Source organism: Rhizobium lusitanum (assembly GCF_014189535.1).
GTDB classification, from domain to species: Bacteria; Pseudomonadota; Alphaproteobacteria; order Rhizobiales; family Rhizobiaceae; genus Rhizobium; species Rhizobium lusitanum_C.
Map to the genome: position 1 here is coordinate 2,171,350 of NZ_CP050308.1, position 13,171 is coordinate 2,184,520.

Annotated in this window: 13 protein-coding genes and 2 pseudogenes; 7 read left to right on the top strand and 8 right to left on the bottom strand. The window is 60.2% G+C overall.

Going from position 1 to position 13,171, the window contains the following annotated elements:
* Positions 1-2: 2 nt before the first annotated feature.
* The 7 genes and pseudogenes from HB780_RS24315 to HB780_RS24345 all read right to left on the bottom strand — a co-directional run bounded on the left by HB780_RS24315 (position 3) and on the right by HB780_RS24345 (position 6,883).
* Positions 3-686 (bottom strand): MtnX-like HAD-IB family phosphatase, encoded by a 684-nt coding sequence (locus HB780_RS24315; RefSeq protein WP_183689914.1) that lies wholly within the window; start codon positions 684-686, stop codon positions 3-5.
* A gap of 102 nt (positions 687-788) precedes the next feature.
* A complete protein-coding gene (locus tag HB780_RS24320) occupies positions 789-2,168 on the bottom strand; it encodes a sensor histidine kinase (protein WP_183689915.1) in 1,380 nt (459 codons plus the stop codon).
* Positions 2,165-2,821 carry a response regulator transcription factor gene (locus HB780_RS24325; RefSeq protein ID WP_183689916.1) on the bottom strand — a complete coding sequence of 219 codons (657 nt, stop codon included), beginning with the start codon at positions 2,819-2,821 and terminating at the stop codon, positions 2,165-2,167. Before HB780_RS24325 ends, HB780_RS24320 begins: the two co-directional genes overlap by 4 nt.
* 93 nt (positions 2,822-2,914) lie before the next feature.
* Entirely contained in the window at positions 2,915-3,721 is an 807-nt protein-coding gene (locus HB780_RS24330; protein ID WP_286203059.1) for an amidohydrolase family protein, read from the bottom strand.
* 125 nt (positions 3,722-3,846) lie between these two features.
* Positions 3,847-5,095 (bottom strand): annotated as a pseudogene (locus tag HB780_RS24335) (MFS transporter).
* A gap of 58 nt (positions 5,096-5,153) precedes the next feature.
* Positions 5,154-5,879: a GntR family transcriptional regulator gene (locus tag HB780_RS24340; protein WP_174161970.1), complete on the bottom strand. Its 726-nt coding sequence runs from the start codon at positions 5,877-5,879 to the stop codon at positions 5,154-5,156.
* Positions 5,880-6,025: 146 nt separating this feature from the next.
* On the bottom strand, positions 6,026-6,883 hold the full coding sequence (locus tag HB780_RS24345; protein WP_183689918.1) for a LysR family transcriptional regulator: 858 nt from the start codon (positions 6,881-6,883) through the stop codon (positions 6,026-6,028).
* A 106-nt stretch (positions 6,884-6,989) separates the two neighbouring features.
* Here HB780_RS24345 and HB780_RS24350 point away from each other — a divergent pair, with 106 nt between their 5' ends.
* Positions 6,990-7,418, top strand: coding sequence for a VOC family protein (locus HB780_RS24350; RefSeq protein WP_183689919.1), 429 nt, complete (start codon positions 6,990-6,992; stop codon positions 7,416-7,418).
* 29 nt (positions 7,419-7,447) lie between these two features.
* On the opposite strand, the pseudogene HB780_RS24355 reads toward HB780_RS24350, so the two are convergent.
* Positions 7,448-8,867: pseudogene (locus tag HB780_RS24355) on the bottom strand (PLP-dependent aminotransferase family protein).
* Positions 8,868-8,975: 108 nt separating this feature from the next.
* Here HB780_RS24355 and HB780_RS24360 point away from each other — a divergent pair.
* The 6 genes from HB780_RS24360 (at position 8,976) to HB780_RS24385 (ending at position 13,170) form a co-directional block, all read left to right on the top strand.
* Positions 8,976-9,839 (top strand): DMT family transporter, encoded by an 864-nt coding sequence (locus HB780_RS24360; protein ID WP_183689920.1) that lies wholly within the window; start codon positions 8,976-8,978, stop codon positions 9,837-9,839.
* Between the two features lie 88 nt (positions 9,840-9,927).
* Positions 9,928-10,392 carry a nuclear transport factor 2 family protein gene (locus HB780_RS24365; RefSeq protein WP_183689921.1) on the top strand — a complete coding sequence of 155 codons (465 nt, stop codon included), beginning with the start codon at positions 9,928-9,930 and terminating at the stop codon, positions 10,390-10,392.
* 8 nt (positions 10,393-10,400) lie between these two features.
* Entirely contained in the window at positions 10,401-10,979 is a 579-nt protein-coding gene (locus HB780_RS24370) for a TetR/AcrR family transcriptional regulator (RefSeq protein ID WP_183689922.1), read from the top strand.
* 27 nt (positions 10,980-11,006) lie between these two features.
* The gene (locus tag HB780_RS24375) at positions 11,007-11,261 is read left to right on the top strand and encodes a type II toxin-antitoxin system HicA family toxin (RefSeq protein WP_183689923.1); all 255 of its coding nucleotides are present in this window, start codon (positions 11,007-11,009) and stop codon (positions 11,259-11,261) included.
* A complete protein-coding gene (locus HB780_RS24380; protein WP_183689924.1) occupies positions 11,258-11,614 on the top strand; it encodes a type II toxin-antitoxin system HicB family antitoxin in 357 nt (118 codons plus the stop codon). Before HB780_RS24375 ends, HB780_RS24380 begins: the two co-directional genes overlap by 4 nt.
* 230 nt (positions 11,615-11,844) lie before the next feature.
* The gene (locus HB780_RS24385) at positions 11,845-13,170 is read left to right on the top strand and encodes a glucoamylase family protein (RefSeq protein WP_183689925.1); all 1,326 of its coding nucleotides are present in this window, start codon (positions 11,845-11,847) and stop codon (positions 13,168-13,170) included.
* The last annotated feature ends 1 nt before the right edge of the window (position 13,171 follow it).

A 13,171-nucleotide genomic window follows, 5' to 3' on the forward strand; every position in this document is an offset into this window, starting at 1 on the left:
GTTCATGCGGTCTTTGAATGCAGCAGCGCGCGCTGTCCGCGCGTGACGCCGGGAAGAACGGCTTTCATCTTTGGAAGCAGGTCGGTGAAGGTTTCGAAGGCGACATGGGGAATGCCGCGGTCTTCGCAGTAGTCGATCAGCTTGGCCTTCGCGAAGATGAGATCGACTTTGTCGGAAACGCAGAAATCGCTTCGTCCATCGCCGATATAGATCTGCAGATCGGGGCTCTTGACGACCCGGCATTTGCAGACGCCGGACCCGGACATGCAGCCGTTTGCGGTCGGCGACGGGAAGAGGGAATAGGATTCATGACCATCGGCGAAGCAATAGGTCAGCACGTTGGCGACGATCGCCATGTCGTCGATGCCATGGCGCGCCAGAATATGACGAATGAAGTAATCGACACCATCGCTGACGATGGTAACGGGCAGATCACTGCTGCGGCAATAGGACAGGAATTCTTCAAAGCCGGGATCGATGGACGCGGTGTCCAGCAGGGCGTCGATGTCCTGCCGGCTTGCCTGGACCAGGGCGATCTGGCGGCGCATGCACTCGCCCGACCCCATCAGCCCCTGTTTCCACTGGCGCTCTATGTCTTCCCACTCTGGATCGGCGAAACGGGATAACACCATATCCGTCGCGTCTTCGATGGAGATAGTCCCATCAAAATCGCAAAACACCTGCATGAAACGCCCTTTCGCCTTATCCTTGGGTTGCGTTTAACAACCGTGGATGAGCCAGGCATGAGGGGAGAATGATGCGGAAATGAAATCGTGGTAAAGTTGACTCTATTCCGTCTTTGGCAATCGCAGGTCGACCCGCAGGCCCGAGCCCCAACGCGGCGTCGATAACTCTATCGTGGCGGCAAGCCGATCCGCCGTATCGGCGACAATTGCCAGGCCAAGCCCGGCGCCTTCGGTATGCAGCGTATCGATCCGATAGAAGCGCTGGAAGACCGCTTCACGTTCGTCGGCCGGAATACCCTGCCCGCTATCGCTGATTGATATCAGCCAGAGCCCGCTTTCAGCGGTGATCATGACCTCGATCCTACCGGCGACCGGTGTGTATTTGATGGCATTGTCCAGGAGATTGCTGACCATCATGCGCAGCAGCGATTCATCCGTCTTCACCTGCGCCGCCTCGTCACCCTCCAGCACGACATCGAGCTGCCGGCTGTTGATGATGTTGCCAAACTCCGCCAGCACCGACGCCACCATATGATAGAGCGGCACCGGCGTCGGATTGAGGGGATGATGGCTGACCCTGGCAAGTCGCAACAATTGCTCGATCAGATGGATGGCACGGTTGTTGCTGGCAACGAGATCAGCGACAATGGCCTGCCGCTCCTGCTCGCTATCGCTGTTGCCCAGCATTTGCAGCAACAGCTTCACGCTGGCTTGCGGGGTGCGCAATTGATGTGCGGCAAGATCGGAGAAACGCCGCTCGAGCGTCAGGGAATGGCCGAGCTTCTCGAGAAGCTGGTTGATCGAGCGACCAAGCGGCAACAGGTCCCGCGGCAGGCCTTCGACGGGAATAGCCGAGAGATCGTCCGGCGATCGGGTACGGATCTGACGCACCAGCCCGTGGATCGTTCGAAGGCCGCTATTGATGCCGAGCCAGATGAGAAAGCCGATGATCGGCACCAGCACGAGCAGCGGAAAGAAGAGATTGAGCAGGATGTTAGAGACCAGAGTTTCGCGAAGGGCAATCTTTTCGCCGACCTCCATCACGATCGTCGAGTTCGGTATCGGCAGCGAATAGACGCGCCACTCCTCTCCTCGATAGGTGATGGTGGTGAAGCCGACCTTCTGCCGCGGGACGTCGGACATGAACGCCGTGCTGCTGTAGAAGCGGATACTGCCGTCGTCCCAGGCGCGAAACATATGGGCGTCGGCATAATCGTCCGCGTCCTCATTGAAGGCGAGCTGGTTATCCATGTTGAAGTCGATGTCGTCGACCTGCCTCGGAGCGCGATCGGGCGACCTCTCCAGAGGGTGACGCAGCAGGCTCCACAGCACATTTGCGTCATTGATCAGCTGGGCATCGTAGATATTATCGATTTCGCGCGTCGCGCTGTTGAACGCGAAAGCGGCGATCACTACGATCGTCACCACCACGACCGGCGCGATCCTGAGGAAAAGCTTGCGGGTGAGTGTGGAATTGTTCATCGCTCGATCATGTAACCAACGCCACGGATCGACTTGATGAAATCGCTGCCGAGCTTCTTGCGCAGATTGTAGATCGTCACCTCGATCGTGTTGCTCTCGACCGTGCTTTCGGCATCGTAAAGCGCATATTCGATATCGTTCTTGGTCACGTATCGGCCGCTGCGCTCCATCAGAAGCTTCAGCAGATGGAATTCCTTGGCCGTGGTGTGAACCTGTACATCGCCCTTGCGGGCAACCATCGCCGAAGGGTCGACCTCGATATCGCCACAGCGAATGACGCTTTCTGTTCGTCCGTCGCGACGGCGGATCAGCGCGCGCATGCGGGCAAGCAGCTCGTCGAGATCGAACGGCTTGACCAGATAATCGTCGGCGCCTTCATCGAGCCCCTCGACCTTCTGGCGCACGGCGTCGAGCGCCGTCAGAAGCAGGACCGGCACCGAATTGCCTCTCTGCCGAATGCCTCTCAAGACCTCCATGCCGCTGAGCTTCGGCAGGTTGATATCAAGCACGATTGCCGCGAAATCCGAATGCCGGGCAGCCTCGAGACCGGACTCGCCGTCGCGCATCCAATCGACGCCGTATGCGTGCTTCTCCAAAGCCTTCTTCAGGGATGATCCGAGGATATTGTCGTCTTCAACTAACAGAACACGCACAGCCGATCTCGCTTCGCCGATGGGGGTTATGCACCCGATGTGAACCGCAATTGGAGCGGCCTTGTGGCAAAGCTGTCGAGCTTGCGCACCGGCTCAATACTTGAACAAATTTCGCGGCATAGCAAGAATCTGGCTTTTTTCGCCCTCGTCCGTCACCAGCTCATCCAAAAAAGCCAGGTTGCTGGCATAGGTCTGTGCCGCCTCATGCTGGGTATGCGGCCAGTCGCTGCCCCACATGAGGCGGTCCAGACCAAAGGCATGACGCAGCAGGGGATAGGCCTGCCGGGCGAAATCTCTCCCTTCCGGCCCATTGCGATAGGGAGCGGAGAGCTTGACGTAGACCCATCCCGACGACCCGAGTTCCAACAAGGCGCGGAAGCCCGGATCGGCGATGCCGAGTTTGGGATCGGGCAGGCCGAAATGATCGACGACCACGTTCATCCCATTGTCCGCCAACATTTGTGCGAGTGGCGCGAGGTCGGCGGCGTTGCGCTGGATCTCGATCTGCCAGTCGAGTGACTTCAGTGTCGCCAGCAGATCCCGCCATTCCCGCGTCGCGAAATCCGGCAAGGCCTGCCCAACGAGGTTGAGACGGATACCGACCACTCCAGCTTCGTCATAAGCGACGAGCTGCTCCAGCGAGGTGCCGGGGTCGATCACCACAATGCCGCGCAACCGGCCGCCCGCCGCTTTCAGGCAATCGAGAAGATAGGAATTGTCGGTCCCAAGGAAGCTCGGCTGTACGAGCACGCCATGGGTCAGCCCATTCTCATCGAGCTGACGCAGATAGGCATTCAGGCGCGCGTCGTACTCCGGCGCGTAGCGCCTGCCCGGCGCCAGCTTCAGCTTGCGATCAAAGACATGCGCGTGGGTATCGATACGAAAGGAGGATACAGTCATGATGTTGATCGCTATGCGGTCCGGACCCATGGAGACCATGGATCCGGAGCCATCGAGAAGCAAGCCACGACGGCAGCGACAGAGATTTCAATCATGGTGGTATCTCGTGACATTCGGTTGCAAGCCTATGATTGCGCCGAGGAAGTGGGCTGCTCGAATACCTTGCCGCGCGTTTCCGGCAGCATGAACACGGCGACCAGCACCAGGGAATAGGCGAAGGCCGCATCGATGCCAATGGCTGGACCGAGCCCAATCCTGTCGCTCAGGTACCCGACGAGCAACGGGAAGCCGGCGGAGACAATCCGGCCGAAATTATAGCAGAAGCCCACCCCGGTGCCACGAACACCGGCGGGATAAAGCTCGCTGAAAAGTGCGGCCATGCTCGCCGGAATGCCTGCCGAGAAGAAACCGAGCGGAAAGCCCAGAAACAGCATCTGCCAGTTCGACAGCGGCGCGAAGATGTAGATCAGAACCGTCGCCACGCAGGCACCCGCGAACAAGGTGACATTGACGCGCCGACCAAGCCGGTCGCTGAGCATTCCGCTAACAATGCAGCCGCAGAAAAAGGCGACGATGATCACGGCAAGATAGGCACTGGAGCCGAGCACGGAAAGCTGGCGGACCTCGCGGAGATAGGTCGGCAAAAACGTCGTCAGCGCCGCATAGCCTCCATGCGCCCCTGTGCCAAAAAGTGCGCCAACCAGGGTGAAGCGCAATACGTCCGGGCGGAAAATGCCTGCGACCGTCTGCCAGAACGGCGGCTGGTCGGCCTTGGCCGTGGCTCTCGGTGGCTCGGCGATGCCGCGGCGGATGAAGATGATCAGCAGCGCCGGCAGCAGCCCGATCGCGAAGAGTACACGCCACGCAATATCATGTTCGACAAAGGTGAAGATGATGGCGGAAAGCAGGACCGCGCCGCCCCAGCCGACCGCCCATGCGCTCTGCACCGCAGCAAGCGCCCTGCCGCGATTTTCCGGCCGGATGATTTCGGCCATCAGCACGGCACCGCAGGCCCACTCCGCACCAAAACCGAGACCCTGGATCGCCTTCAGCACCAGAAGCTGGTTATAGGTGGTGACGAAGGCGCAAGCGAAGGTGGCAAGCGCGAAGGTCGCGACCGTGATCTGCAATGCCTTGACCCGGCCGAAACGGTCGCCGAGGGCTCCGCCGAACCAGCCGCCAATCGCGCCGAAAAACAGGGTAATCGAACTGAGGAGACCGGCATCGGCTTTGGTGATGTCGAAAGCGACGATCAGCGCCGGGATCACCAGGCTGAACATCTGAACATCGAGCGCGTCGAGACCCCACCCCCCCAAAACTCGCCCAGAACGTCTTGCGTTCCAATGGCGAGCACTCCTTGTACCAACTAGACATTATTCTCCTCCCCGCGCCTTATCCCAGCGCGCCAGTTCATTTTCCTAAAGGTTACAGATCAGCGTATGTCGACGTGATAGCGGAATCGGTCGGCGGGACCGCGTGAACGCCGCCATTCAATGGGTCGTCGCTCCAGATCGAAGGCAACACGCTCGATGACCACCAAAGGCGATCCCGGTTCCAACCCCAGCAGGCGTGCCTGAAGCGGCGGTGCGATCTCGACGGTCAGCGTTTCCTCCGCCGATACAACCACCTGCTCGCAACGTTCCTCATAAAGCGGATAGAGAAGATCGCCGAATTCGGAGGTATCGATCGTCAGCAGCGCTTCGAAGCGCGACCTTTCCAGCCAGATCTCTTCGGCCAGCAGCGGGACGCCGCCGATGAGGCGAAGGCGCGAAAGGGAAATGACAGGGTCTCCCTCGCGCAGCCGCAGCGCCGAGGCGACGGCCGAGGGTGCCGCGATACTTTCACGCCGAAGAATGCGGCTCTCGGGCACGCGGCGCTCGCCGCTCTCCGACTGGAAACGGAAAAAGCGGAAGAGCGAGGAGTTGAAGCGCGCCCGCCGCACATAGGTGCCGCGCCCCTGGTGGCGCTCGACGACGCCATCGGCCACGAGTTGGTCGATCGCCTTGCGGACGGTGCCTACGGCGACGCCATAGGTTGCCGAGAGCTCCGCCTCCGACGGAATCGATTCGCCAGGTCGCCATTCCTGACGATTGATCCTCGCGGCAAGATCGTCGCGCAATCGTTGATAGCGGGGAAGTCGGTCATCTAAAGAGGTCATACAGTCATATAGATGACTAAATGATATGTTGTCAATTCGGCAGCGTGAATGCTGGATATAACGAATCAAACGAAACCCGCACCTGGCCGACTCCCTGATGCTGAAACGCAGGGAGCGGCTGGAAAAATAGCTCTATCTGAAAAGTGTCAGGACACGGCTGCGGTCAGACAATCGGCGAAATGCGCGATCGCCGGCTGATCCGCCTGTGGCTTCAATATACCGATCTCCCGGTAAAAGATCCTGTCGGCCAGCGACACCACGCGGACCGACGGTGGAAGAGGCAAGTTCCCCTCGGTCATCGGCAACAGCGCCACGCCAAGTCCCTGTCCAACCAAAGCCACCATCGCGGATATGTCATCGATCTCCACTGATTCCCTGGCAGTGACCGACAGGGACCGCAGGAACCGATCGACCTGCCTGCCGCCGAACGAACTGCGCTCATAACGAATGAACGGTTGCTCCTGCAGCAAGGCCAGCCAGTCGTCACCCTCCACATGGCTTGGGACCGCCAGCACATAGGGCTCGCGCATCAACGGCTGCCAAGCCAGATCCTTCGGTATGCCGAAAGAAGGTTTGATGACGACGGCCAGGTCGAGCTCGCCCGTATCAAGCAGATCGAGCAGATGAAGAGAAATCCCGGGCACGATATGGATGTGATGCTTTGGAAAGTGATCGCGAAACGACACGAGCGCGCGGGCAAGAACGGTTGACTGGACGGAGGCAATGGCGCCAACACGCAGACGCCCGCCCCTATCTTCATCCGACGGATCGGCAATCGAATCAAACTTCGCGATGATGTCCTTCGCCCGCTCGAGCGTTCTCAGCCCGGCGGCGTTCAGCGTGGCGGAGCGGCCTGTCCGCTCGAACAGCTGGACGCCAAGCTTTTCTTCCAGCCGCTTCATCTGGCCGCTGACCGCTGCTTGCGTCAGCCCGATCCGGTCGCCCGCGGCAGCAAAGGTTCCGAAGCGGGCGACGGCCACCAGCGTTTTCAGTTCCGGAATCACAATTGATAATTTTTCCTGTTTCTCAGGCTCACTATATATCGTTTTTCATAAGAATAAATGTTTCTTATAAATCGCGGCATTGGATTTCACCCCATGGAGATGAACGATGACTGCAACACCCCTTCACCCTTTCCATCTTGCCTTCCCCGTCAACGACCTCGCGGCCGCACGCACCTTCTATGGCGGTCTTCTCGGCTGCTCGGAGGGCCGAAGCTCTCCCGACTGGATCGATTTCAACTTTTATGGTCACCAGGTCGTCGCCCATCTGGCTCCTCAGGAAACCGGTGAAGTCGTGGCTAACGCGGTCGACGGTCACGGCGTTCCGGTGCGCCATTTCGGGGTCGTTCTGTCGATGGAAGAGTGGGAGGTCGCGGCGGAGAGGCTGACCAAGGCGAATATCGAATTCGTCATCAAGCCCTATATCCGTTTCAGGGGCGAACCCGGCGAACAGGCAACCATGTTCTTCAAGGACCCGAGCGGCAATGCCGTCGAATTGAAGGCGTTTGCCGATATCAACAGCCTGTTTGCCAAATAGGCCAGAGCCTCGATCACATGAGGCGGGGGCTAGATGCGCCCGCCCAACCTCCGCATGGATGCCGCCAGCACATCGAAAATTCGCGGGTCGGTCGATTGCGCGACATTGAAGCGCAGGAAGCGGCCGGCGGTATCCATCAGGCTGAAGGCATTGCCGGGGGCGAGGATGACGCCCTCGGCAAGGCAGGCGCGGGCAAGACCGGCCGCCTCGATCCCCTCCGGCAGCCGGCACCAGAGGAACATGCCCGCCTGCGGCTTCAGCCAGGGGACGATACCGTTCACCTCCAGGCGCGAGGCCGTCTCGCCCATCGTCTTGGCAAGCCGCGCCCGAAGAGCCTCCATATGCTTGCGGTAACTGCCGTCCTTCAATGCCGAAAACAAAAGTTCCGCCGAAAGCTGGCCGCTGCTGAAACTGGTGGCCACCTTCAGGTCGACAAGGCCATCGATCCAGTCGGGCCGCGCGGCGATGAAGCCGCAGCGCACCGAAGCCGACAGGGTCTTGGAGAAGCTGCCGATATGGATCACCCGGTCAAGCCCGTCATAGGCGGCAAAGCCGCGGCGCCGGCATCTGCTCGAAATCGGCAAAGATATCGTCCTCGACGATGATCAGGTCGGATGCATCCGCGAGCTTCAACAGGCGATGCGCGGTTACCGGCGACAAGGTCGCGCCGGTCGGATTGTGAACCGCGGAATTGGTGATGTAGAGGCGCGGCCTGTGCTTTTCGAGCGCCTCGCCAAACAGCGCGATATCCGGCCCTTTCGGCGTGAAGGGTACGCCGACGACATTGGCCCGGTGAGCGCGCAGCAGGGCATGGAAATTGAAATAGCAGGGATCGTCGACCAGCACGGTATCGCCGGGTTCGAGCAGGAACCGGCAGATGAGATCGATCGCCTGCGTGCCGGACTCCGTCAGCATGATCTGATCGGGCGAGGCGATAATGCCGTGCTCCGCCATGCGCCTCGCCAGAAGCTGCCGCAAGGGCGGTAATCCAAGCTGCGTTCCATAGTCGGTGAGAACCCCACCCTCCGTGCGCGCCAGGTTGCGCATCGCGCGACGTAGTGCCGCCTGCGGCATCCAGGAGGGCGGAAGCCAGCCGCAGCCGGGCTTCAGCACATCCTCGCCCACCTCCAGCGATTGCCGCGAAATCCAGAGCGGATCGACGTCACGGTCAAGCCGGGGATCGATCTCGGACAGGGAAAGCGGCGCGAGCGGCCCGCAGACATAGAAGCCGGAACCGGGCCGCGAACGGATCACACCTTCGGCCGCCAGCCGCTCATAGGCCTCGACCACGGTGGAGACCGACACCTGCATGGTCTTGGCGAAGCTGCGCACCGAAGGGAGCCTCGCGCCGGGCGGGAGGCTCCGTGCGGCGATCCGCTCCGAAATCGCCGCCATCACGCCCTCTATCCGCGTGACGCCGCTCCCGTTCGCCGCAATAAAGCCGTTCATCCGTACCACACCTCATACCATAACAGTTCATACGAATTGTACTGCACCGTCTCTGGAATAGCCAGCCGACTTCGCCGATATCGCGGACGACAAACCAGGAGCATGAGCATGGACAAGACAACGAGTGGCTGGATCTACGGACTGACGGGCGTGCTGATCTTCAGCGCCTCGCTGCCGGCAACGCGGGTGGCGGTGATGGATTTCGATCCCGTCTTCCTGACCGTCGCCCGCGCCGCGATCGCCGGCATCCTGTCGCTCTGCCTGCTGTTTGCCTTCCGGGAAAAGCGGCCCGTTCGGGGCGATCTCGTCTCCCTCATCATCGTCGCAATCGGCTGCGTCGTCGGTTTTCCGCTGCTGACGGCGCTAGCGCTCAAGCATGTCACCTCGGCCCATTCGATCGTCTTCATCGGACTGCTGCCGCTGGCGACTGCCATATTCGGCGTCTTGCGCGGCGGCGAGCGGCCACGGCTGGCCTTCTGGATATTTTCGGTGATTGGCAGCGCCATCGTCTGCGGCTATGCGCTCGCGCAGGGCATCTCCGCCTCGCCGATCGGCGACCTGCTGATGCTTGCGGCAATCCTGGTTTGCGGCCTCGGCTATGCCGAAGGCGCGGTGCTGTCGCGCCGGCTGGGCGGCTGGCAGGTGATTTGCTGGGCGCTGGTGCTCTCGCTGCCGGCCATGATTGCGCTTTCCCTCTTCACGATGCCGCAGACCATCGACAATATCGGCGAGCCAGCCTGGATCGGCCTGATCTACGTCTCGCTCTTCAGCATGCTGATCGGTTTCATCTTCTGGTATCGCGGGCTGGCACAGGGCGGCATCGCCGCCGTCGGACAATTGCAGCTCCTCCAGCCGTTCTTCGGCCTGGCACTCGCCGCTACGCTGCTGAAGGAAAGCGTTAGCTGGTCCATGTTTGCCGTGACCCTCAGCGTCGTCGCCTGCGTGGTGGGCGCGAAGAAATTCGCGCGATAGAGCGCGTATCCGGAAGCACGCAGAGTGGCCTTGCACAACTAGACTGATCGGTTTATTGTGATCCAATCAGTCTAACTAGGAGCAAACCATGGCCACTCCACTCATACCGCCGTTTACCCGCGAAACCGCCATCGCCAAGGTCCGCATGGCCGAGGACGGCTGGAACAGCCGCGATCCGGAGCGCGTCTCGAAGGTCTATACCGAAGACAGCCAATGGCGGAACCGCGCCGAATTTCCGCGCGGCCGCAAGGAGATCGTCGAATTCCTCACCCGAAAATGGGCGAGAGAAATCGACTACCGCCTGATCAAGGAATTATGGGCCTTCGACGGCAACCGCATCGCCGTGCGTTTTGCCTATGAATGGCACGACGACAGCGGCCATTGGTTCCGTTCCTATGGCAACGAGAATTGGGAATTCGATGCCGATGGACTGATGCAGCGCCGCTTCGCGTCGATCAACGACATGCCGATCAGGGAAGAAGACCGGAAATTCCATTGGCCGCTCGGCCGCCGCCCCGACGACCATCCCGGCCTCACCGATCTCGGCCTCTGAGATCGGTCATGACGCGCACCATCTTCGAAAAATCGGATGCCATTGCCCTTGTAGCAGAGGTCTTTCGCGAACTCGGCTATGAGGGCGCATCGATGAGCAGCATCACGGCCCGCACCAGGCTATCGAAGGGCAGCCTCTATCACTTTTTTCCCGACGGCAAGGAGGAGATGGCGGCGGAGATCATGGCCAATATCGATGCCTGGTTCGTCACGCAAATGTTCAGGCCGCTCGAGGAGGACGAACCCCGTGCCGCCATTGCCCTGATGTGGGAAACCACCGACACCTATTTCCGCTCCGGCCGTCGCATCTGCCTCATCGGCGCCTTCGCGCTCGACGAAACACGCGACCGTTTCGCCGGCGCGATAAGGGGCTATTTCAAACGCTGGATCGAAGCGCTCGCCGGCGCCTTAATAAGAGGCGGCGTCAAGGAAGCGGAGGCACATGCTCTCGCGGAAGAGGCGGTCGTCGGTATACAGGGCGCACTGATGCTTGCGAGAGCACTCGGAGATGATCGGGTTTTTGGGCGGGCATTGAGGCGGTTAAAAGCCAAACTTGGCGAAGCCGGGCCCGATCAAATGCTTGCATAATCCGCTAGCATTCCCTATGTTGCTAGCATGAACGGCAAGCAGATCAGGACTCTTGCGGCGGTCTTCAGAAACCCGGTATCCGGCACGATCGATTGGACCGATATCGAAAGCCTTCTCATCGCAACGGGCGCGACCGTCATCGAAGGAAGCGGTTCGCGCGTCAAATTCGAGAAAGACGGTGTGGTAGCAAGCTTTCATCGCCCGCATCCAGACAAGGAGGCCAAGCGATATCAGGTCCGTGATGCCAGGGAATTCCTGATCCAGATTGGAGTAAGACCATGAACACCATGAGCTATAACGGCTATCATGCTCGCATCGAATATGACGATGAAGATGAGATCTTTTTCGGCAAGATCGCCGGCATCTCCGACATCATCGGTTTTCATGCTGAAAACGTCGCGGAACTCAAGAAAGCCTTTCACGAAGCCGTCGACGACTACATCGACACCTGCCGGCGGATCGGCAAGGAACCCCAGAAACCCTATTCCGGCAAGATGATGTTCAGGGTTGACCCTGAAGTTCATCGCCGCGCTGCCATGGCTGCCGAGCTTGCAGGCAAGAGCCTGAATCAATGGGCGGAGGAAACCCTGGAAAAGGCTGCAGGACAGGCGGGGCAAATTCGAAGGGCGGGGTGAATTTCGCGGCCAGCCGGAACCGAACTTCACGTCGATCGCGGACAAGGCCGGGCCTGGAGCAATTATGCCCGGCTAGCGCGGGAACATTAGCAATCGCCCATAAATCCAGCGAATGCCGCGATCTTAAGCAATCATCCACAAAAGCGTGGCAGCATTAATCATCTTTGATTTGCAACTGTCCAAGCTCCTATGCTCAGCAGAAAACGGGAGCGCCGAGGAGATGGATAGAGATGCTGCAACAAACTACCGATACCGACGATGCACTGATCGACCGCCTGCAACGGTCGGCTTTCGACTATTTCATGCTGCACACCAATCCGGAAAACGGGCTGGTGGCGGATACCTCGATCAAGACGAGCCACTGTAGCATTGCCGCAGTCGGCTTTGCGCTATCGAGCTATCCGGTTGCCGTCGAGCGCGGCTGGATCAGCCGGGCTGATGCGGCAAAGCGGGTGCTTGCCGCGCTCAATTTCTTTGCCGAGAGCCAGCAGGGCGAGGAGCGCGGGGCCACCGGCCATCGCGGCTTCTATTATCACTTCCTCTACATGGAGACCGGCAAGCGCGCCTGGAACAGCGAGCTCTCGACCATCGACACCGGTCTGCTGCTGCTCGGCGTCCTAACGGCGGCCGCCTACTTCAACGGCTCCAGCCAGACCGAGAAGGATATTCGCGCGCGGGCAACATTCCTCTACGAGCGTTGCGACTGGCACTGGGCGCTGAACAAGGGGCCGACAATCAGCATGGGCTGGAAGCCGAGCAGCGGTTTCCTGCGCTGGCGCTATCAGGGCTATGACGAGGCTGTTTTCCTCTACGTTCTCGCACTCGCCTCGCCGACGCATGCCATCCCCTCGTCCAGCTATGACGCCTTCGCCTCGACCTACACCTGGATGATGTTCAAGGACACGCCCTTTCTCTATGCCGGGCCGCTATTCATCCATCTCTTCTCACATGCCTGGATCGATTTCCGTGGCATCAGCGACAGGTATGTCGCCGAGAAGGAAATCGATTATTTCCGTAACACGCAGACGGCAATCGCCGTCCAGCGCGATTACGCCGACCGCAATCCCGGCCACTTCGTCGGCTATGGCAAGGACATCTGGGGCCTGTCGGCCTGCGATGGGCCGAACCCGACCGGCACCAAGCACAGCCGGCGCTACAGCCCGAAAGTTCTAGGCTATGCGGCGCGCGGCGCACCGCTCGGTCCCGATGACGGCACGATCGCGCCCTGGGGACCACTCTCCTGCCTGCCGTTCGACCGTCAGGTGGCACTCGACGGCACCAAGGCCCTGCTTGCAACCTATCCGAACCTGCTCCTGGAAGGGCGCTTTCCCGGCGGCTTCAATCCGAGCGTCAAGGGATCCGGTCCCGAAGGCTGGGTCGACGACCGCTCGGTCGCCATCGACCAGGGCCTGCTTGTGATGATGATCGAGAATGAACGTACGGGCATGATCTGGAACCTGATGCGCCAATCGCCGATCCTGCGCCGTGGCCTGGACCGCGCCGGCTTTACCGGCGGCTGGCTGGAGGAAAAACAGGCACGGCCGGCAATCGCTTGAG

Excerpts from the sequence above, each read along its gene's own strand:
- HB780_RS24380 (WP_183689924.1), top strand. The coding sequence starts at position 11,258 with ATGAACACCATGAGCTATAACGGCTATCATGCTCGCATCGAATATGAC.
- HB780_RS24350 (WP_183689919.1), top strand. The coding sequence starts at position 6,990 with ATGACTGCAACACCCCTTCACCCTTTCCATCTTGCCTTCCCCGTCAAC.
- HB780_RS24320 (WP_183689915.1), bottom strand. The coding sequence starts at position 2,168 with ATGAACAATTCCACACTCACCCGCAAGCTTTTCCTCAGGATCGCGCCG.
- HB780_RS24375 (WP_183689923.1), top strand. The coding sequence starts at position 11,007 with ATGAACGGCAAGCAGATCAGGACTCTTGCGGCGGTCTTCAGAAACCCG.
- HB780_RS24315 (WP_183689914.1), bottom strand. The coding sequence starts at position 686 with ATGCAGGTGTTTTGCGATTTTGATGGGACTATCTCCATCGAAGACGCG.
- HB780_RS24370 (WP_183689922.1), top strand. The coding sequence starts at position 10,401 with ATGACGCGCACCATCTTCGAAAAATCGGATGCCATTGCCCTTGTAGCA.
- HB780_RS24365 (WP_183689921.1), top strand. The coding sequence starts at position 9,928 with ATGGCCACTCCACTCATACCGCCGTTTACCCGCGAAACCGCCATCGCC.
- HB780_RS24360 (WP_183689920.1), top strand. The coding sequence starts at position 8,976 with ATGGACAAGACAACGAGTGGCTGGATCTACGGACTGACGGGCGTGCTG.
- HB780_RS24340 (WP_174161970.1), bottom strand. The coding sequence starts at position 5,879 with ATGACCTCTTTAGATGACCGACTTCCCCGCTATCAACGATTGCGCGAC.
- HB780_RS24385 (WP_183689925.1), top strand. The coding sequence starts at position 11,845 with ATGCTGCAACAAACTACCGATACCGACGATGCACTGATCGACCGCCTG.
- HB780_RS24330 (WP_286203059.1), bottom strand. The coding sequence starts at position 3,721 with ATGACTGTATCCTCCTTTCGTATCGATACCCACGCGCATGTCTTTGAT.